General features: G+C 56.5%; 15 protein-coding genes and 1 pseudogene. 12 read left to right on the top strand and 4 right to left on the bottom strand.

The window, feature by feature from the left end:
- Nucleotide 1 precedes the first annotated feature (1 nt).
- Nucleotides 2-2,536: a WD40 domain-containing protein gene (locus JO972_RS14995; RefSeq protein ID WP_309490895.1), complete on the top strand. Its 2,535-nt coding sequence runs from the start codon at nt 2-4 to the stop codon at nt 2,534-2,536.
- A 219-nt stretch (nt 2,537-2,755) separates the two neighbouring features.
- Entirely contained in the window at nt 2,756-3,652 is an 897-nt protein-coding gene (locus tag JO972_RS14990) for an alpha/beta hydrolase (RefSeq protein WP_309490894.1), read from the top strand.
- A gap of 504 nt (nt 3,653-4,156) precedes the next feature.
- Here the strand turns inward: JO972_RS14990 and JO972_RS14985 are convergent.
- Together JO972_RS14985 and JO972_RS14980 are read right to left on the bottom strand one after the other, a co-directional pair.
- Complete coding sequence (locus JO972_RS14985; protein WP_309490893.1) at nt 4,157-4,438, bottom strand: Rdx family protein; 282 nt, start codon at nt 4,436-4,438, stop codon at nt 4,157-4,159.
- An 11-nt stretch (nt 4,439-4,449) separates the two neighbouring features.
- Nucleotides 4,450-6,657, bottom strand: coding sequence for a hypothetical protein (locus tag JO972_RS14980; protein WP_309490891.1), 2,208 nt, complete (start codon nt 6,655-6,657; stop codon nt 4,450-4,452).
- A gap of 226 nt (nt 6,658-6,883) precedes the next feature.
- Between JO972_RS14980 and msrB the strand changes: the two are divergent.
- Nucleotides 6,884-7,294: pseudogene (msrB, locus tag JO972_RS14975) on the top strand (peptide-methionine (R)-S-oxide reductase MsrB); the annotation flags it as partial.
- Complete coding sequence (gene msrA, locus JO972_RS14970; protein ID WP_309490889.1) at nt 7,291-7,857, top strand: peptide-methionine (S)-S-oxide reductase MsrA; 567 nt, start codon at nt 7,291-7,293, stop codon at nt 7,855-7,857. The pseudogene msrB and the gene msrA, both read left to right, overlap by 4 nt.
- An 82-nt stretch (nt 7,858-7,939) precedes the next feature.
- On the opposite strand, the gene JO972_RS14965 is transcribed toward msrA, so the two are convergent.
- The gene (locus JO972_RS14965; protein WP_309490888.1) at nt 7,940-9,094 is read right to left on the bottom strand and encodes a helix-turn-helix domain-containing protein; all 1,155 of its coding nucleotides are present in this window, start codon (nt 9,092-9,094) and stop codon (nt 7,940-7,942) included.
- An 83-nt stretch (nt 9,095-9,177) separates the two neighbouring features.
- Here JO972_RS14965 and JO972_RS14960 point away from each other — a divergent pair, with 83 nt between their 5' ends.
- From JO972_RS14960 to JO972_RS14925, 8 genes are all read left to right on the top strand, one after another.
- Complete coding sequence (locus JO972_RS14960; protein WP_309490887.1) at nt 9,178-9,927, top strand: PEP-CTERM sorting domain-containing protein; 750 nt, start codon at nt 9,178-9,180, stop codon at nt 9,925-9,927.
- A 180-nt stretch (nt 9,928-10,107) separates the two neighbouring features.
- Nucleotides 10,108-10,884 (top strand): metallophosphoesterase family protein, encoded by a 777-nt coding sequence (locus tag JO972_RS14955; RefSeq protein WP_309490886.1) that lies wholly within the window; start codon nt 10,108-10,110, stop codon nt 10,882-10,884.
- Between the two features lie 24 nt (nt 10,885-10,908).
- A complete protein-coding gene (locus JO972_RS14950; protein WP_309490885.1) occupies nt 10,909-11,253 on the top strand; it encodes a hypothetical protein in 345 nt (114 codons plus the stop codon).
- Between the two features lie 14 nt (nt 11,254-11,267).
- Nucleotides 11,268-11,723 (top strand): hypothetical protein, encoded by a 456-nt coding sequence (locus JO972_RS14945; RefSeq protein WP_309490884.1) that lies wholly within the window; start codon nt 11,268-11,270, stop codon nt 11,721-11,723.
- A 216-nt stretch (nt 11,724-11,939) separates the two neighbouring features.
- Complete coding sequence (typA, locus tag JO972_RS14940) at nt 11,940-13,769, top strand: translational GTPase TypA (RefSeq protein WP_309490883.1); 1,830 nt, start codon at nt 11,940-11,942, stop codon at nt 13,767-13,769.
- A gap of 350 nt (nt 13,770-14,119) precedes the next feature.
- A complete protein-coding gene (locus JO972_RS14935; protein ID WP_309490882.1) occupies nt 14,120-14,983 on the top strand; it encodes a PEP-CTERM sorting domain-containing protein in 864 nt (287 codons plus the stop codon).
- Between the two features lie 303 nt (nt 14,984-15,286).
- Nucleotides 15,287-16,546: an NAD(P)/FAD-dependent oxidoreductase gene (locus JO972_RS14930; protein ID WP_309490881.1), complete on the top strand. Its 1,260-nt coding sequence runs from the start codon at nt 15,287-15,289 to the stop codon at nt 16,544-16,546.
- Nucleotides 16,543-17,532: a hypothetical protein gene (locus JO972_RS14925; protein ID WP_309490880.1), complete on the top strand. Its 990-nt coding sequence runs from the start codon at nt 16,543-16,545 to the stop codon at nt 17,530-17,532. Before JO972_RS14930 ends, JO972_RS14925 begins: the two co-directional genes overlap by 4 nt.
- A 20-nt stretch (nt 17,533-17,552) precedes the next feature.
- On the opposite strand, the gene JO972_RS14920 is transcribed toward JO972_RS14925, so the two are convergent.
- Nucleotides 17,553-19,871 (bottom strand): S8 family peptidase, encoded by a 2,319-nt coding sequence (locus tag JO972_RS14920; RefSeq protein WP_309490879.1) that lies wholly within the window; start codon nt 19,869-19,871, stop codon nt 17,553-17,555.
- Nucleotides 19,872-19,954: the final 83 nt, after the last annotated feature.

Below are 19,954 nucleotides of genomic sequence, written 5' to 3'. Positions count from 1 at the left end.
CATGCATTCCCAACACGACATGCCCTACGGAATCCTAAGTCGCGTCGCCGTGGCTGTGGCACTGGCGGTTTCGTCCTCGGCGCACGCGGCACCGAACTATGAGGACCACGTGTTTCCCATCTTTGAAAAGTCCTGCACCAACTGCCACAACCCGGACAAACAAAAAGGGGACTTGGATCTCACCAACTACAGCGCGATGATGCGTGGTGGCTCGGGTGGGAAGATTGCCGAACCTGGTGAGGGCGCCGATTCCAAGCTCTACGGCGTGATCACCCACACGCTGAAACCCAAGATGCCACCGAAGGGGGAGAAGCTCGATAAGAAGGATGCCGATGTCATCCGCGCATGGATTGATGGTGGATTGTTAGAAAATAAAAGCGGCAAACCGAAGAAGAAACGTAAACCCGCATTCTCGATCACCGCGGCCCCCACCGCAGGGAAACCTGACGGTCCGCCACCGATGCCGAGCCATCTCTTGTTAGAGCCGGTGGTGCAGACCGATCGTGCCAGCGCCGTGTCCGACATGGCAGTGAGCCCATGGGCGCCGCTGTTAGCCGTCACCGGTCAGCGCCAGGTGCTGCTGTATAACACGGAGAGCCTGCAACTGGTCGGCATCCTTCCCTTTGATCAAGGCCAACCAAGCTCACTGGCATTCCACTCGTCGGGGAAATACTTGCTCGCCGGTGGTGGCATCGGGGGCAAATCCGGCACCACGGTGACCTGGGAGATCGAAAGCGGGAAGCCGATCCTCACCGCAGGCAAGGACTTCGATTCCGTGCTCGCCGCCTCGCTGCGTGGCGACCTTGGTGGTGTGGCACTGGGTGGACCGGGGAAACGGGTGAAGCTCTGGGACACAGGAAACGATCAGCAGCTCGTCTCGATCAAGAAGCATACAGACTGGGTGACGCAGCTCGCCTATTCTCCCGATGGAGTGCTGTTAGCCTCCGGTGGTCGCGGCGGCGGCATCTACGTCTGGGAGGCGCAGACGGGCAATGAATTTTATGAACTGCGCGGTCACAAGGCATCGATCACGGGTGTCGCCTGGCGCTCGGACTCCAACCTGCTCGCCACGGCATCGGAGGATGGTTCGGTCCTTGTCTGGTCGATGAAAAACGGCAAGCAGGTGAAAAAAATCACCGCACACAAGGGCGGCGTGTTAGCGCTCGATTGGAACCTGAACGGCGGTGGGTTTCTGGTCACCAGCGGCAGGGATAAAAAAGTCAAAATCTGGAAGCCCTCGTTCGCCCTCGCCAAGGAGCTGCCCGCCTTCAAATCCCTCCCCACCGAGGTCGCCATCAGCCAGGACGGCAAGCGGGTATTTGTCGCCACTCTCACCGGCGCCATCACCGTGTGGGATCCCGTCACGGCCAAACAGATCGGCAGCATCGCCGCCAATCCACCGAGCATCGCCCAGCGGATCAAGGGTATCCAAGGCCAGTTGGTCAGCCTGCCAATCCAGGTCAAAGAGCAGGCAGATGCCTTCCAACAAAGTGAATCCACGTGGAAATCGGCCAAGGAGCAGCTGGCCAAGACCGAGCAAGGGCATCGTGATGCAGTTGCCAAGTCGAAGCAGCTGCAGGCGCAGCGAAGCCAGCTCGACGGTCAGCTCAAGAAGATCTACGCCCAAGCCAAAGAGATGGGGAAAGTGCGCGACCAGCGACACAAAAATGTCCAGCAGGCCCGCAGCGAACTCAGCCAGCACAGCGCCGCGATCACCGCCATGCAGCGTGAGAAGCAACAAGCGGATCAGCAGTTGAAAAAACTCATCGGCGAAGAAAAGCGCCTCATCGACCAGCAACAGAAAGTGCAAAAACTCGCCGAGGCAAAACCGGACGACAGCGCGGCCCAACAAGCCGCCGCCGTGGCGAAGACCAAGCTTGAACAACATCGCCAAAAACTCGCCAGCCAGAAAAAAGCCAGCGATGAAAAAAGCACCGCCTTGGCCAAGCTGGTCGATCAGAAAAAAGGCCCCGGCAATCGTCTCGCCGAAGCCGACAAGCAGTGGCAGCAGGTTTCCAAACAATGGAATGACCTGCACGCCAAGCGCAAGGCCCTGCAAGAGCAGCGCACCGCCTTAAATGCACCGATCACTGAGACTCAGAAAAATCTGAAGTCCTTCGAGCAAGGCATCAAACCCGCTAAGGAGAAACTCGCCAAAGCCGAGGCCACGATGAAGCAACGCAAAGCGGCCTACGAATTGGCGAAGAAACAACTGAGCCGCCAACAACAGCAGCTGCACCACTGGCAAGCCGCCGCCATCAACACCGAGGCGATCGTGCTGAAGCAGGAAGCCGAAGCATTGAGGAACAAACAACACGCCAGCATGGATGATTTCACCGCCCTCGCCAAGGAAGTGGCCTCCATGCAAGATACGGCGAACTTGGACAAGGTCCGCCATCGTCTGCAGCAACTCCGCAGCCAGATCGATCAAACGGCCCCCCAAGCCCTCGCCAAACAACAGCAGGCCGCAGCCAAACGGCAGCAATACCAGCAGGCGGTGGAGGCTAAGATGCCGCCAAATGCGGGCAAAAAATAAGGCCCCCGACGGAGCAGTCGGAGGCCTCGGACGCAGCATCTGAAGACGATGCATCCACAATGCTTCACTTTTCCCGTGAAGGAAAAAGCAAAGCTCACTGCGGTTTGGCAGACCCGTTCCATGAGGCGAATGGGTGCCTTTGTCAATGGATCCCCGAGGAAACCGCGCAAGGAGGTGGCTCATCGACTCCTCGGCGCAGCGTGACGATCCCCTTGTTTCATGCGCATTCCGTTGTATATCTCCTGCATGCGATGGACCCTGGCAGAGAGATTTGGCTATCGAGGTTTGGCCCAGCTGGTGATTGGCTCGTCTTCGATGGTGATGTCCGCCTGTGGATGGTCGGGCTCAGGTGCTCGCTCGTTGGTGAAGTTCTCGGTGGAAAAAGAGGTGATCTACACGCCGAGCGATTGGCCGCAGGCGGTTCGGGCCGACATCTATCGTCCATTAGTCAGTCATCCGACCCCCGCGGTCCTGCTCATCCACGGTGGCAGCTGGGCGGAGAATGATAACCGCTACCAGATGAGCCACCTGGCCAAGAAGCTGGCGCGGCGTGGATACCTGGTGATGAATGCCACCTACCGCCTGGCACCCGAGTGGAACTACCCGGCGCCTGTGGATGATTTACGCGAAGCCTTGAAGTGGATGAGAGACCATGCCAAGCGGCTGAATCTCGATCCCCAACGCATCGGCCTGTATGGTTATTCCGCAGGTGGCCACTTGGCGGAAATGCTCGGGTTTCAATCGCCTCCGGATGGGGTGGCGATCCAGGCTGTCGTTGCCGGCGCTACTCCACAAGATCTAACACTCGACCCGGACTTCCCCGTCGTGCCGGTATTCATCGGCAAGACCTTCGTGGAGGACGCGGACATCTACCGATCCGCCTCGCCCATGAATCAAGTGACGCCGGAGACGCCACCGCTTTTCATCTATCAGGGGACCAAGGACAAGATCGTGCCCCCCGAACATACCTATCGTTTGCTGCCGAAGTTAGAAAACCATCAGGTCCATCACGAGATCCACTGGGTCAAAGGTCGCAGCCACATCAGCACCTTTTTGTTTCCAGGAAGAGCGATCGCCAAAGCCATCGATTTCCTCGACCGCCAGCTGCAGCGGTAGGGCTGTTTGGCCCAAACAGCCGGATGGTGAGTCCGCTGCAGGTCATCACAGCGGCGTGTCGCTACTCCTCGTGGGCTGCATACCTCGCGGATGCGGTGGGAGCTTCTTTGCGGTTGGAAAGCTTTCTGGTCAGTGACGCTGAATGCCTCTGATCCGGTTGTTTGGGCCAAACAACCCTACCAACAAGACACCTGGGGGTGCGAGTGTCATGTGCGATGGTTCAGGAATAACAACGATAACGGCCTCGCTTCATCACATCCTACAGACGAAGCCATGTGCTCCCCAAAACCATTGACCTCCTCCAACACCAACAGCAACGGTAGGGCTGTTTGGCCCAAACAGCCGGATGGTGAGTCCGCGGCAGGTCATCACAGCGGCGCGTCGCTACTCCTCGTGGATTACATACCTCGCGGATGCGGTGGGAGCTTCTTTGCGGTTGGAAAGCTTTCTAGTCAGTGACGATGAATGCCTCTGATCCGGTTGTTTGAGCCAAACAACCCTACCTCAAGCGTCTTTGTCGCTGTGACCTAAGTCTCGCTCGGGGGCGATGTGGTCACGGATGATTTGCTTGAGCTCTTTCATCTCAGGAAAGCCACCGCGCTGTTTGCGATCCCAGAGCATGGTGCCATCGGCCCGGACAAAAAAACCGCCACTGACCTCGGAGGGTTTCAATGTGACCGACCCCAGCTCATCTTCAAACGTGGTCAGCAGCTCCTGCGCGGTCCATGCGGCGCGCAGCAGCCAGCGGCAGCCGGTGCAGTATTCGATTTCGATCGATGGTTTCATAATCGTCTTGGCTAAGCTTTCCAATTCTCCGAGCGGCGTTGGAAGTCGTTTTCCAGGCGGAGGTATTTGCCGGTGATGCTTTGTTGAATGCGCGACTCCCAGGGGTCGGTGGCCTGGTAGCTTCCGGAGGTCTTGGTGAGCCATGGCATGTCCTCGAAGCCGATGCTGCGACCTGCGTAGGCTTTGGGGTTGGTTCCGTATTTGGCGATGTCGTTAATGAAGCTGTTGATCAGGGCAATGCTGTTGAGGAGGTCGGATATGGTCAGCTTACTGAAGCTATCGAGCGCTTTGGTGAGCTTGTCTTTGTCTTGTCGGTCAGGGCGGGCATCGAGTTTCGCCAGACTCATGCTGACGTTGCGCACTGCTTCTAACAATTCAGGTGAAATGTGCGACGATGACAGTAGCTTGGACAGGTGATTGCTCAGCGAAGTGACACTGGTCCAGATCGGGAGATCGATATAGATATCGAAGAGGTGGCTACAGAGGTTTTTGCCGAGTTTTTCCAGCGGGAAAAGGGGGATGTCCTTCACCTCGAGATCCGGGCGGAGGACAAACATGGCACTGAGGTGGCTGAGCATGGGCTGCATCAGCGCCTCGTAGTCAGGGAAGGTGCTGCCGCTGCCGTCGATCTTCGCCCGCTCCGAGCGCTCGACGTAGGATTCCACCGCTTGCTCAATGGGATCCACCTGCACGGCTCCGGCGGGTTTGAGGGCGTAGAGGATGGTGAGCTGATCGAAGTCGGCGAAGGACAGTGCCTTGGTGCCGAGCCGTTGAATGAGCTGCCAGGCCGAGTGCTGTGCTTCGCGGAGGTCGTTGCCTCCGACGGTGTGCGATGGGTGGCGCTCGATGGCGGTGAGTTGCAGGCGGTTGTTTGATTCGAAAAATTGAATGACCTCAGGCTTCGGCTGATGCACGCCGCCATTGCCATCATAAGCTTTCAGCTCGCCGTAGTAGCCGAGGATGAGCTTGGCGAAGCGTGGGTCTGGGTTCGGCTGACCGCCGCGATTGAGGTAACGATCCGCCAGCGAGTCCGAGTAGGGGTCGGCACCGATGGCGAGGTTGGCGATCGCTTGTTTGCAGCATATGTCCGCGGTCGGTGTCACCAGCAGCGGCAGAGCGGCATCCTGGCAGACGCGTTTCAGCTCCGCGATGAAGAGATCGACGATGGTGGAAAACTCCTCGAGGTCGATGGTCTTGTCCGTGGCCTTCGGTGACGAAAGATACTTCGCGCGGATGGTGGATTCCTGTTGTTGCAGATCGCGGATGACAAAGGGCATGGCACCGCCGGGCACACCCGCTGCGCAGAGCTGCTCTTTCAGTTCCTGGGGGATTTCCTGATCCTTGCGGTCGGGCATTTCTCCCCAGATTTGATTGATGCGGTTGCCAAGTTTGTCGTAGCTATCCTGATCGCTGATCAGCTGCGGAGCGACGGCCGAGAGCGCGTGGTGGGAGGAGCCGCCGGCCAGGCAGCCCTCAGCGGTCTCGATGACATCCACACCGAACTCGATGGCGCGCGCAATGGCGGCGGAGGAGTTCTCGGTATTGGTCGAGTGGCAGTGCAGGGTGAGCGGAATGTCTCCCGGCTCGAGCACCTTCATCAGAGCGGGGAGTAGGGTGGAAATGCGGTCGTCGGTGAGCTGTCCGGACATGTCCTTGATGGCGATGGCATTGTATCCGGCATCGATCAGGGCTTGCGCGTAGTGGCAGAAATATTCATCGGAGTAGCGCTCGGGGGCTTCTGGGTAATGGGTGAAGCAGATGGCCCCCTCCAGCACCACTCCCTCGGCGGCTTTCACGGATTCCGGCAGTTCCAGGTTCTCGATGTCATTGAGGGCGTCGAAGAAACGGATTTTGGTGATGCCGTTTTTGATGAATTCATTGAGCGTTATTTCTAACACATCCTTATCGTAGTGGCGGAAACCCAGGGCATTGGCACCGCGGAAAAGCATTTGCAGTTCGAAGTCCTGCATGTCCTCGGACTCCGAAAGCGCATGACTCACAGCTCCCAAGATGGTGAAGGGATTGTAGCCGCGACTGATGGCGATCTGAAAACTTTGACCTCCGGCAATTTCCGCACCGTGGAACCCGGCCTTGGCCGATGCGGCGATGATTTTGGCAAAATCGCGTGGCTCGAAGACCCAGTCTGCGGCGTCGAGGGTCGATTGCTGACCGTCTCGCAATGTCAGGTTGACTAGCTTGGGTGTTGAAGTATCGCTCATATCAAACAGCATTCTGAAATCCCCCCTCGGGCGCAAGCGTTAACTGTGACGGCGGGCCTCGCCAAAAATATGGAATAGCTACCGAGCTGTGCTACTCTTATAACCAGTCATGAAAATGCTTTCCTCTGGTTTCCTTAAAATTGCGGCATGCGCTGCGGTAGCGATCGTGGTGACATCTTGCAGTCGGGTTTCCGACGGTGGTGAAGCCCAGATTCCCGATACGGTGTTGCGGAAGAAACTGACACCGCTGCAGTATAAGGTCACTCAGCGCAACGCCACCGAGTCCGCCTTTAAAAACAAATACTGGGACAACAAACGCGAGGGCATTTACGTCTCAATAGTCAGCGGCGAGCCCTTGTTCAGCTCCGAGGATAAATACGTTTCCGGCACCGGCTGGCCGAGTTTCACCCGACCCATCTCCGAAGACGCGATCAAAGAACGTCGCGATGGATTCCGCACGGAAATCCGATCGGTGTATGCCGATACCCACCTCGGCCATGTCTTCAGCGATGGACCGGAACCCACTGGACTTCGCTACTGCATGAACTCGGCGGCCCTACGCTTCATTCCGGCGGAAGATCTGGAAAAAGAAGGGTTTCCCGAGCTCGCCCAATCATTCAAATCCACACAACCATGAAAAAAATCATCCCTATCCTAACGGCTGCGCTGCTGCTGCCGGGCGCCCTGTTTGCCAAAGAAAAGAAAGCGGTCTTCGCCGCCGGATGTTTCTGGTGCATGGAGGAAATTTACGAACAGCTCCCTGGGGTGACCGATGTGGTCTCTGGCTACACCGGCGGTGACGAAAAGAACCCGACCTACGAGCAAGTGAGCGCAGGGAAAACTGGCCACGCCGAGGCGATCCAGATCACCTACGACGATGAGAAGACCGATTTGAAAACTTTGTTAGGCTACTTTTGGAGCAGCCATGATGCCACCAATACTCGCGGTGTGGCTCCCGATTTTGGCAAGCACTACCGGTCCGAGCTCTACTACACGGATGCCGCCGAACAGTGGACCATGGAGCAGTCGAAGATCGAGCATGAGAAGCAACTCGGTAAAAAGGTGGCTACCAAGATCGTGCCTATCAAGAAATTCTGGAAGGCGGAGGAGTATCACCAGGACTATGCGAAGAAAAACCCGAACGATCCCTACATCAGACACGTTTCGATGCCCCGCGCCAATAAAGCGCTGGGAAAGTAGGCGGTGGCTGGTCGGATCGTGATCTCTGGTTGGCCGTGGCCGGTCTCGCTGCCGTTGCGGCGCTGGCCTTGGCGGCAAAACGTCACTTCGCCCCGAGCTGATAGCTTTTCGGAGATTGGCCGGTCTCACGTTTGAAGGCGGTGGAGAAATAGTGCACCGATGAAAATCCGCACCGGCCCGCCACCGTGGTCACACTGACATCGCGCTGACTGAGCTGTCGCTTCGCTTCCTCGATGCGCAAGCGGGTCAATTCCTGATGGATGCCGAGGTTGAAAGTCTCGCGGAAGCGGTTCTCCGCCGTCCTGCGTGAGGTGCCGGCGACGGCTACGATATCGTCCACTCCGATCGGCCGTCTAAAATTCTGTCGCATGAAGGACAGCGCCTTGCCCACCACCTGATCCTCGATGCGAAGGTGGCCGGTGCTGGCCCGCTGGGTGATCCCCTTGGCCGGAATGATGAGCTGTTTCTGCGTCAGTGTTTCCCCGTTGAGGAGTTGATGCAGCATCTCTGCAGCTACAAACCCTCGGTGCCACTCGTTGAGTTCGACGGTGGTCAGGGGCACGGTGGCGAGGCTGGGGGTGGACTGCACATCCTTATCAATCACCACCATCGAGACATCCTCCGGAATGCGGTAGCCGGCGTCGATCAAGACCGGCTGGGTGCTGTAAAATACCGAGGCATGGGGCTGACAGAAGCCCAAGGGCCGCGGGAGTGAGTTGACTTCACGAAGCAGAAGCTGCTGCATTTTTTTCAGACTCGGCATCTTGATTCGACGCTGGTGGTGAGGGATCTCATGGCTGCGCGCAAATTCCGTGACTCCTTGAGCGAACTGGGTGTCGATTTCGCGTGGAGTTAGAGTGACTGTAAACAAGCTGGCCGCACCGGCATCCACTAGCTCCCGGGCCGCCATCATACCGCATTGAACATAATCGGGCAGGACCGAGCACTCGTCTGCTTTTTCCGCAGTGAGTGAGATCTTGGGGATGTTCCATTGTTGAATCCGCTGATGCAGCTCCGGATTATCGACCACGCCGTATATCACCCCGTCCCACCCAGGCTCTTTGGGTGTCCAATCTCCGCGCACCGACCATCGGGCGTCCAGGCGCAGATCATACTGCTCCAAGAAGGCATGCACCCCTTCCAAAATACGGGGATTAAAGAAATCAAGCACCAGGCCGATGGTTGGGGCTTGATGGAGTTGGGATGTGGTGCTGCCTTTCACTTTGCGCAATATCATAAAAAATTCACGCAAGATCGCAACGACATAAAGGCGGGGAAATGTAGGATGAAATATGTTCACTCAACCTAATGCAAATCACTATGAAATATCAAATGATCTTATTGGCCGCCCTCATCGCCGCATCCAACACTCACGCCACTGTCGTTGCTAAATTCGATAGCTTCACTCACACGAGCAACAACCCCGTGCTAGCTTCAGATAGTTCGGCCCAGTCTTCTTGGACAACGACGAACCTGACCGATCATGCCACCGGAACCGGAGCCTTAAGTGCCGGTAATCAGGAAAGTGCCAACCGGAAGACCAACGACTTCGGTGTCACCAATGCTATTCAATTCAGTAGTTTACGCGAACTGGATTCTGGTCCGACTATTACTCCTGTGGGTAATTCCTCCTGGGTGACCTTCAGCGTCTCTGCGACAGGATCGGATTTATTCAATTTCGTAGGCCAATCGGCCACCGCAGATACCTTTGCTGAAGGCACAGGCTTGGGTGGCACGGTCTCGGCCGACTGGTCGATGTATTACAGCCTGAATGGAGGCAGTTCGTGGACCCTGCTCAGCAGCGAAACGGGAGCCAGCATTTCCGGCAGCGGCGGAGAGTCGGCAGCCACGGGTGTGAGTTGGGATTTGTCTGGTATCGGATCGGTCGCCTCTGTCGATTTTTTGATCGATCCTCTCTCAACGGGGAGCACCAATGGCAATGTCAGTCAGCGCGGCGTCGGTATTGGCAATATTGTGGTGAATGCGGATCTGGCTGCTGTGCCAGAGCCTTCGTCCAGTGCTTTACTCGGCCTGAGTGCCGTCGCAATGATGCTGCGCCGCAGGAGGTAAGTTGCTCGGAAATTGATCCTTATATCACCCCTTGGAACCCGCTGCTGGCAGCGGGTTCTTTTTTTGTTTCAAGTGCAGCTCTGATTAACATTTGACTTAGCTTGTTTACAAAGGGGGAAATTTTAGCTATGTTGATAACTTCTGCCGACCCCCGTTTGTCGTTCAGTCCCATCATGTGTTATGAAATACGGAATCATCTCAGACATTCACGCTAATCTTGAGGCTCTCACCAGTGTCATCAAAGACGCAAACGAGCAAGGCGTGAAACGCTTCATCTGCCTGGGCGACATTGTAGGATACAATGCCAATCCTGCAGCTTGTGTGGATATCATCCGCGGGCTCAACTGCGCCGTGGTTAAGGGAAACCACGATGCCTACGCGTCCGGCGACGAGATCCCGGAAGGCGTGAACGGCAGGGCCAGAGCGTCACTTGAGTGGACCCGCGACAACTTGCGTCCGGCTCAGGTTGAGTGGTTGAAAAATCTACCGATGAGCCGTCGGGTGGGAACCATGGAGATCGTGCACGCCAGCTTGTATGAGCCTGAAAACTGGCACTACGTGGTCAATGGCATCGAGGCAATTCTCCACTTCCATTTTCAAAAAACCCGTGTGTGTTTCTTCGGGCATATCCATCAGCAGATTTATTTTTCTACTGAGGCAAGACGGACCAATCGAGATTTCGAGAAAATTGAACTGACCGGAGAGCATCAGTTTTTTGTCAACGTGGGTTCGGTGGGCCAGCCGCGTAGCGATGATAAACGGGCTGAATATGTTATTTTAGACACCGTGGAAGAGTGCGTGGAATCACGCAAAGTGGAATATGATATCGAGAGCGCCTGTGAGAAAATTCGTCAAGCAGGCCTGCCAGAACACAATGCCCTCCGCTTGCAGATCCCAGATGATGAAATTAAGCAGGCTATGCTTGACCAGCTGGAAGAGCCTGAACTTGCGAGTTAATCTTTACCTTATTAATAGACCGATATGAATGCAGACCAAACCATTGCCCCGGTTGAGACCTCGGCACTCGTAAACTTGGCAAATGAGTATGAAGTGCCCGAGGGCATTTATGCCGGATTTGTCGGTGAGAATGCCAGCTACTTTGCCCAAGCTTTTGCCCCTTTAAACGAGGTGTTTGGCAATGATGGCCAGATGAGAATCGTTAGCGACGAAGAAGACTACACCGTGGTAGCCGCGGTGCGCCATGCAGAAGGCGGCGATGCGTCCGAAGCAGGGGCGATGGATGTCGACTGTGCCATTCTCGAGTCCCATCAAGATAGTTTGCGCGATTGTCTCACGGCTCTCAACGACATCGAGGACCTGACTTAAATAAACCCAGCACTATGAGCGATACCAACACACACACAGCAGTCGCACCAGCTCCTAAGCCGATGCAGCCACCGATCAGTCTGAAGGAACTCACTCCCGACGAGCCTGCTGCCGAAGAGCCTGCCGCTGCCGCAGAGCCAGATCAGAAGCATCTTAAAATCCGTGAGCACCTCCAGCCACTTTACGATCGCTCGGAACTTCTCGGCTTTGCCGTCTGTGATGACGAAGGGGAAGTGCTTTATAATGAGACCTTCCTCAGCCATGAGGCCGCCTCGAAGACCGCCAAGCTTTTCCTGTCGAACTGCCAGCAAATGCACGAGTCAGGGCGTAATGTCTACCGGATGACGGTGGAAATGGATGATGTCATCGTCATTTACCACTGCCTCAACGAAGGGCAGGGCTTGTTCATTCTAGCCAGTGATTGCGAGTTGGATGCCGCCGCCCAACGCATCGCTAAGCTGGCTGAGTAGAGACCTCAATTTTCTGAACCCCCCCAGCCTATGGGCGGGGAAACATCACTCGATGAATCGTTCGGGAGCCTCTGCTGCACCCGAGCTCAAGCTGTCTGCCGGAGTAAACTCTCGCAGCCTCAAGGATTTCGTGATTGCAATTTGTGAAAAATCGAAGAGTCTCCGCGCGCCTGATCGACAGAATGTTCGCCGTGCACACAGCCCAACAAGATACTCATGACCAATAACATCCGCAATATCGCCATCATCGCTCACGTTGACCATGGCAAGACCACTCTCGTTGACGAGCTGCTCAAGGCCGGCGGCGCATACGGCGAACACCAACAGGCTGGCGAGCGCGCCATGGACTCCATGGACTTGGAACGTGAAAAAGGCATCACCATTAAGGCGAAGAATACTTCCGTCAAATGGAACGACTACACCGTCAACATCGTCGATACCCCAGGCCACGCCGACTTCGGTGGCGAGGTGGAGCGGGTGATGAAGATGGTGGACGGCGTGCTCCTTCTCGTGGACGCCCATGATGGCCCCCAGGCACAGACTCGCTTCGTGCTGAGAAAAGCCCTGCAGCAAGGGCTGACCCCCATCGTTGTGGTGAACAAGATCGACCGTGACCACTCAGATCCTGAAGGCGTGCACGATCGCGTGCTCGAGCTCTTCCTCGAACTCGAAGCCAGCGAAGAGCAGTTCGAAGCTCCCTTCGTCTACGGATCCGCCAAGAATGGCTTCTTTGTAAAATCTCTCGATGACGAGCAAAAGGACGTCACGCCACTGCTGGAAACTATCATCGAACACGTTCAAGCACCTGACTCGGATCCTGACGCTGCTTTCAAAATGTTGGCATCGAACATCGATTGGGATGATTATGTCGGTCGTGTTGCCATGGGCAAAGTTCAGTCTGGTTCAGTGAAAAAAGGCGATAGCATTTTCCGGATCTGCAAGGACGGAAGCAAGGTGCGCGGCAAGGTGACTAAAGTTTTCGAATACAGTTCACTTTCTAATCAAGAGTCTGCTGAAGGTGTGGCTGGGAACATTGTGGGGGTTGCAGGTTTTGAAGATATTGACATTGGTGACACCCTGTCTGCGGACGCCGAAGTCGAAGCGCTGCCATTCGTCGCTATTGATCCTCCCACCGTGAAAATGCAGTTCTCCATCAACGACGGCCCTTACGGTGGTCGCGAAGGAAAACACGTTACCTCCCGTGCGATCAAAGACCGTCTCGACCGCGAGCTGAAGACCAACGTCTCCATCGAGGTGGAAGACACCGACAAGGCCGGCGTGTTCGAAGTCGCCGCTCGTGGCGCCATGCAGATCTCTGTGCTGGTGGAAACCATGCGCCGTGAAGGTTATGAAGTGCTCGTCTCCCGTCCAATGGTGATCACCCGTAAGTCCGAAAGTGGCGAGCTCGAAGAGCCATTCGAGTCGCTCTTCGTTGAAGTGCCTGAGGAATACACCGGTGGTGTGATGAAGTCGCTGGCCAACCGCCGCGCACGCATCGAGGACATGGGCACCAACGCCCACGGAGCCACCATCGAGGCCACCATTTCCACTCGTGGACTGATCGGGTTTGAGTTCGAACTTCTCAACCTTACCAGTGGTCACGGTGTGATGTCTCACCTGTTCAAGGAATACGCTCCACACTGTGGCGAGATCACCACTCGTAACACCGGCACTCTGGTCAGCATGAGCACCGGCACTGCGATGGCATACTCGCTGCTGCCTCTGGAAGAACGTGGTAAACTCTTTGTCGCTCCTGGTGACGAAGTTTACGAAGGTCAGATCATCGGTGAAAACCCACGGAAGGACGACCTTCCGGTGAACCCAGTGAAAGCCAAGAGCTTGACCAACCACCGTTCCGCCACCAAGGGCATCACCGTGGGCCTCGCGCCTCCAATCAAGATGTCCCTTGAGCGCGCCATCGAATACATTGAGGCCGACGAGCTGCTGGAAGCAACCCCAAGTCACCTCCGTCTGCGCAAGCGCATCCTCGATCCGCACGAACGCAAACGCGCCGAAAAAGCCCGCAAGGCAGAAGCCGGCTTGTAGGGCTTTCGTCCAACTTTTCCAAGCAAACGGGGAGACTTCGGTCTCCCCGTTTTTTTGTGCAGTGAGGCTCTCGATAGGCAGCGAGCTGATGCTGTGTTGGGTTTCCGGTCTCAACTTGAGTCCAAGCTCGAGCCCTCATACGCAGCCATGCTGGATCTCGGTGGGATAGCACTGGTCCAGCGCCGTAGGAGGTAGCCCCCCACCGTTTCGATGGCCGGGAGGTGACGGTCTTTCCAGTTCATTGGCATCGATAACTAAAATTGACCATGTTGAATGAAATTTTGTCTTCAATGAAGACGGCATAGTTGGGCTAGCTTGCGTAGGACTTAATCATTATTGAGAAACCCATCATGAACACACACACTACGACACTTCTACTAGGCGGTCTTCTGGTTTTGCCTGCTCAGGCGCTGACTATTTTTACCGGAATTGGCGATTTTAATACAGCTGGTAACTGGGACAACGGACTGCCCGACGCAAGCAATGGCCTTGGGGAAATTGCAGCCGGTGCTACAGCTACAATGTCGGCAGATTATATCATGCTCAACAATAGCCCCTCGGTTACTGATATCGTTGTCAAAGGGACTCTGAACACCGGTGCTAACGAGCTTCAGCTTCGTTCAGGCACCGTGAGCTCAAATCCAGATATTTTTGTCGATGGCGGCACGATCAATGTCAATTTAGGTGGGACTATCGATGTGGCGGGTGCTTCAGCTGATGTGTTTATTACCAATGGCGGAACGCTTTCATTTGAAGACGGTTCAACGGCTCAAATTTCTAAGGCTCTTGAGGTGATTAGCGGTTCACTCAATCTGAGCTCAGGAACGTCATGGTCAGGAAACTTGGGGGATGAATTGGTCATTGGGGACGCTGGTATTCTGTCATTCTCATTTGATAGCTCACTGAACCACTTAACGATCCCTGGGAGCTCACTAGCCTTGGAACTTGGCGATACCTCGACCTTGGCGCTCAATTTTGCAGCTGCACCTACAATGGGAGATAGCTATACACTGGTTAATAACGTCAGTGGGTTTGGCGGTGCTGCGGGTGTCTTCGGCAATGTCAATGCGAGTGGTCTTGGAGCAGGGCAGTCGCTCGAGGTGGTCTATAATACAACCGATGGTCTCCTGCAGGTGCAAGTTGTGCCAGAGCCATCTTCCACGGCATTGTTAGGGCTTGGTGGTATCGCCCTGCTTCTGCGACGTCGGCGATAATTTTTTTTATGTGTGTTCGGAACGCGGGGAGACTTCGGTCTCCTCGTGTTTTGTTTCATTGTGTATGCTGGGCCTCTACTAGTGGCTACGCTGTAACTATACCCTAAAGATGCCACCTATGTGGATCGCCCTCCCAGAGCCGGCAGCTTCAGCCATTCTTGATCTGGGCTTTTTGGCCCTGCTACTGTTCTGCCGTAAACAGGGGATCAGAGCATAAAACCAAGCAAACGGGAGGGATGGAGTCCTCCCGTTTTTCTGTTCCTGCCTTCTTGACGGACGAGGATCTCTCTCCATGCTATACCTGTGGAAGATACCAAACATGTGCTCATCATCGGTGGCGGATTTGCAGGATTATCCTGTGCTAAAAAATTGGCCAACCGGCCTGGCGTCCGGGTGACTTTGATCGATAAGGAAAACCATCACCTGTTCCAGCCACTGCTCTATCAGGTGGCCACCGCCGCACTCTCCGCACCAGACATCGCCAGATCACTGCGCCAGCTCATGAGTCGCGCCGCCAATGTGACCGTGCTGATGGATACCATCACCGGTATCGATACGGAAAAGTCGCAGGTGAGCTCACCGATCAGAACCTACGACTACGATTATCTGGTGGTGGCAGCCGGCGCGCAGACGTCTTATTTTGGTAAAGATGAATGGGCGGCACACACGCTGGGCTTGAAATCGTTAGATGATGCTTTCAAGGTGCGGCGCTGTGTCTTTGGTGCCTTGGAACGTGCCGAACTCACTGATGATCCGGAGGAGCGTAAACGCCTGATGACCATCGCCATTGTAGGCGGTGGCCCGACCGGGGTGGAGCTCGCTGGCGCCTATTCCGATCTCGCCAGACGTGCGCTCAAAACGAATTTCCGCCGACTCGATATCAATAGCCTGCGAGTCATTTTGATCCAGAGCGGTGATCGCATCCTCAAACCCTTCGACCCCGACCAATCGAAATACACCCAAGAGCGTCTCGAGCATTTGGGCGTGGAGATTGTCCTGGGTCACCGCGTCACCGGGGTGGAGCGGCATACCCTGACCTTTGATGAGCGCGAGCCGATTCACGCAGAGACCTTGATCTGGGCCGCGGGAGTGGGCGCGAGTCCCTTGACCCGGATGTTAGGTGTGGATACCGATCGTGGTGGCCGCGTGAAAACCAATCCGGATCTTACGGCCCCGGGGATGTCCAATGTCTATCTGGCAGGGGATGTCACGGCTCACACCGATGCCAAAGGACAACAGGTCCCCGGCCTGGCTCCTGCAGCCACACAGATGGGCGAGTACATTGGCGATCGCATTGTCGATCTCACCAGCGCACCCGGCGAGCATCCCTCAGCTCCTTTCATTTTCAAAGACAAGGGAATCATGGCCATCATTGGGAAAAATGCGGCGGTGGTGAAGATGGGCAGCATGAAACTGCGCGGCTATCTGGCCTGGATGACTTGGCTGTTTATTCACCTGCTCTTTCTTATCGGCTTCCGCAGCAAGCTCTCCGTCCTGCTACAATGGGCCTGGGCCTATGTAAAAGATAAACCCGGTGCCAGGGTGTTCACTGCAAAACAATGACCTGGTTCGAAGAACTCACTGGATTTGCAGAGACGGAATCGGATGCCGTTAGGGCCAATTTGGAGTGCTCCGGCGCCGAGATCCGATCGCGTGTCAATGGGGGCCGCTGGACCTGCGGCACGCTGGAACTCGCTTCTTTGGCAGACCTTCGGCAGCGTGCCTGCAAATGGGTCGATGGCTCAGCTCCCCGGGTGCGTCAGCTCGTGGCCAATGTTCAGAACCTGCACGCGGACCCTCAGAATGCTGGGGCCCTGTTCCAAGTGGCCTCTCAATTCAACCTCTTGGAGATGATCTCGTCCCAGGTCACACCGGAGCAGGGAGTGGGGATCTATGGACAGGATTTTACTCAGGGCCCAGCCTGCGCGATCGCGGCAGGAGCGGGAACAATCTACCGTCATTATTTCGCCGATATCCATGGTCAGATCGGCCAGACTGCGACCCGGCAGTTGGATGCCTTGGCTGGCTTGGGTGCAGCACTTGGCAATGTATCTGATCGACTCTGGACGATGCAAAATGGTTACGCACTGGCCAGCGCCAGTGGTCTGGTGGAAATTTCCACCGTGCTCGATCGCGCCACTTCGGCCGAGCGGGAGACGCTCAAGGGGCATCTTCAGGTGGGCTTTCAGCGAAGCACGCAGGTCACTATCCGATCATGCTCGCATCTCGTCAGCCAAGTCTATGCGTCCGCCTTACCGGTCGCTTATTCCAGCCATGCTCCAGCTGCTTGGTCGGGTTTTGCCAGGCTGGTGCTGGAGGCGGCTTATGAAGCGACTCTCTGTGCGGCGCAAATCAATGCGGCGGAAACGGGCAATCGCAGCGTCTATTTGACTTTGTTAGGCGGTGGGGCTTTTGGCAACTCGGAGGCTTGGATCATCGATGCCATCGATCGCGCCCTGCGCTCCAAGTTCAGCGCGGGGCTCGATATCCAGCTCGTCAGCTACGGCAGTGCCAATCCGGCATTGGACGTGCTCACCATGGCATCTTAGCGGCGAATGCTTGGTTTCCGTTAGCGTAGCGCCTTACGACGGAGCACTTCCTTGACGGCCGCGTAGCAATCGATCAGTCCGTGGCCTGTTTCATAATCCAGTCCCTCGGGGCCCACGTCGCGGGCGGTGCTGGTGATGATTTCTTGCAAATCCCAGGGCAGTAAGTCCGGATCGGCGGAGAGCATCAGTGAGATCGCTCCGCAGAACATCGGTCCGGCGTAGGAGTTGCCATTGAGGAGGGCTGGCACCGTTTCGCCATTGGGGAAGAGGCAGGGCACTTGGTAGTTGAATGCGCAGACTTCCGGCTTCTGCACCACGCCGTCCTGATAGTGTTCGGTATTCCAAGTCACCGGGCCAACACATGAGAAGGAGGTTTTACTGAGGTCCTTGTGAACCCCGGCGGCAGCAAAAACGGCAGCGGGAATACTCTGGGGAATGTTCATCAGGAAAGGGTGGGGGTCGTCTAACTTTCGGTTGCCGGCACCGGAGACGAAATAAACGCCGCAGAACGAGCCATGCTCCATGACCTTGCGCCAGTGCGATTGATACTCGCCGAAGTTCCGCCGCGAAAAGCTCATGCTGTAGGTGTCCGCCCCTTGTTCGATCGCCCATTCCACAGAGCGTTCGATGCCTCCGAGGTTGATCACGCCCGCCCAGCGGCTGAGGGGTGCCACGCCATACTGCGGCGCCCTGCTCAGCGCCGCCGCACCACTGACGATGGTAGCACAACTGGTGCCATGCAGGATGGTTCGGTTCTTCGGGTTGCCGTGAAACGGTCGGGTGTAGAGCACGGTGGATTGACGATCGAAATTGTAACCGTGGACATCATCGATGTAGCCATTGCCGTCGTCATCGATGCTATTGTTGGGTGTTTCGCGCGGGTTGCGGTAGACCGTTCTGTTGAGATGATCGGAGAAGATGAAGTTCTTATCGTGGATGACGTTCAGCGTGCCCTGGCCGGCGGCACCAAACTCCTTCCAGACGCGATCGGCCTGTAGCTGGGTGACATACCACGGGATCTGCTGGTAGGAAGGTTCCGTGGGCGCCTCGATCACCGGCACCACTGGCTGCTCGGGGGCTTGCGGTTCGGAAACCTTACGCGGCACACGCAGGAAGATTTTGCGCACCCCGGGCACGCTTTTGAGTTGGGCGATGTCTTTGTGCCGGATGTTGCAGGTGAATCCGTTGACGATCCAGTGGGGATCGAGCTCGCTGATGACCTCGGCCTTGAGCAGGCTTTGCAAGCTATCGTCAGCGGCGGCGAGCGAGCGTTGGTTTTCAGATTTCAGTGCCTGGATGACTTGTTTCCTGAGGCTGCGGCGGGCTGCTCCTGAGAATTCTTTGGCGCGGCGCTGGTAGCCTTGTCCGTCGCCTAACAATTGCTTATCAAACCAGATGGTGGCGCGCAGGGGGCTGCCGTCGTGTTGATACTCCACTGGCAGTGGCGACACCCAGACGCCGTCGCCCGGCAGAGACTCCATCCGCACCGAGCCGGTGGGTTCTTCTTTGATCAATGGACCCTTCATCGCCTGGGCGCGTGCTTGGCGGATCTGATTCGGGGCGAGCCGGATTTTCACATGCCCTTTCATCAGGTTGTCTTTCATGCCCTCGTCGCGGTGGGTCAGAGTGAGGTTGTGTCCCAGCTCGTGGGCGATGGTGGCGGAGAGCGCTCCGGCAGCGGGGAAATTGGCGATGGATAAGGTCGGTTTGGCATCTCCGGCGATGAGCAGGGGACGCGGTTTCGGGTAGCCGGCTTTGTGCGGACGCTTGTCGGAATGGACCCCCACGATGGCAAAAGTGCCCGGCAGATGCGCGGTGCCTTGCAGCGTCTGCCCAACATAGGGGAAGAGGTAAAGGTGATACATCTTGGCCGCTGCGTCATTGAATGTGCCATCGGCGCCAATCGATTCGTTCTGTGCCGGATCGGCCAGTGCCGGGAAAATGCGGGTCATGTAGGGGCCGGGGACCTTGCGCTGTCGGCCAGCCGCCGCCTGTGCCAGTTGTTGGAGCCGCTCGGGGCTCAGTTTTCCACCGCCGGCTTTCTCTGCGACGATGCCGCCGCCACCCTTTGCGGGGTCGACGACCCATTGGATCCCGGCTGGTTCCCAGATCTCGTTCACCTGCTGCATGATCGGAGCAGTGCTTTCGACCGTCAGTGGCATTCCCATGACCGTTCGGTGCGGTTTGCCGTCAGGGCCGGGAATTTCTCTCACCATCTCCACCCCGGTGATCAGGTGGACTCTGATGGGAAGTTTCAGGGTGGGCTCCCCGGCCATGGTGTGGGAGGCGGAGCCGAGGGTGAGAAGGAGCAGGGCGAGTGCAGTCAATTTTGCCATCATGGAGTAGGCAAGCTATGGGAATGCGGGCGCTTCGACAAATCAATAGATCGGAAAAGTGCCGAGCTGCCGAGCTTGGCCCACTC

It is taken from the genome of Oceaniferula flava (genome assembly GCF_016811075.1).
Taxonomy (GTDB): domain Bacteria; phylum Verrucomicrobiota; class Verrucomicrobiia; order Verrucomicrobiales; family Akkermansiaceae; genus Oceaniferula; species Oceaniferula flava.
Note: the sequence above shows the minus strand (reverse complement) of the source record. Positions and strands in the feature narration are given on the sequence as shown.

What these genes read in the sequence shown, in the direction of transcription:
- JO972_RS14995 (WP_309490895.1), top strand. Translation starts at nt 2, where the DNA reads ATGCATTCCCAACACGACATGCCCTACGGAATCCTAAGTCGCGTCGCC.
- JO972_RS14990 (WP_309490894.1), top strand. Translation starts at nt 2,756, where the DNA reads ATGCGCATTCCGTTGTATATCTCCTGCATGCGATGGACCCTGGCAGAG.
- JO972_RS14985 (WP_309490893.1), bottom strand. Translation starts at nt 4,438, where the DNA reads ATGAAACCATCGATCGAAATCGAATACTGCACCGGCTGCCGCTGGCTG.
- JO972_RS14980 (WP_309490891.1), bottom strand. Translation starts at nt 6,657, where the DNA reads ATGAGCGATACTTCAACACCCAAGCTAGTCAACCTGACATTGCGAGAC.
- msrA (WP_309490889.1), top strand. Translation starts at nt 7,291, where the DNA reads ATGAAAAAAATCATCCCTATCCTAACGGCTGCGCTGCTGCTGCCGGGC.
- JO972_RS14965 (WP_309490888.1), bottom strand. Translation starts at nt 9,094, where the DNA reads ATGATATTGCGCAAAGTGAAAGGCAGCACCACATCCCAACTCCATCAA.
- JO972_RS14960 (WP_309490887.1), top strand. Translation starts at nt 9,178, where the DNA reads ATGAAATATCAAATGATCTTATTGGCCGCCCTCATCGCCGCATCCAAC.
- JO972_RS14955 (WP_309490886.1), top strand. Translation starts at nt 10,108, where the DNA reads ATGAAATACGGAATCATCTCAGACATTCACGCTAATCTTGAGGCTCTC.
- JO972_RS14950 (WP_309490885.1), top strand. Translation starts at nt 10,909, where the DNA reads ATGAATGCAGACCAAACCATTGCCCCGGTTGAGACCTCGGCACTCGTA.
- JO972_RS14945 (WP_309490884.1), top strand. Translation starts at nt 11,268, where the DNA reads ATGAGCGATACCAACACACACACAGCAGTCGCACCAGCTCCTAAGCCG.
- typA (WP_309490883.1), top strand. Translation starts at nt 11,940, where the DNA reads ATGACCAATAACATCCGCAATATCGCCATCATCGCTCACGTTGACCAT.
- JO972_RS14935 (WP_309490882.1), top strand. Translation starts at nt 14,120, where the DNA reads ATGAACACACACACTACGACACTTCTACTAGGCGGTCTTCTGGTTTTG.
- JO972_RS14925 (WP_309490880.1), top strand. Translation starts at nt 16,543, where the DNA reads ATGACCTGGTTCGAAGAACTCACTGGATTTGCAGAGACGGAATCGGAT.
- JO972_RS14920 (WP_309490879.1), bottom strand. Translation starts at nt 19,871, where the DNA reads ATGATGGCAAAATTGACTGCACTCGCCCTGCTCCTTCTCACCCTCGGC.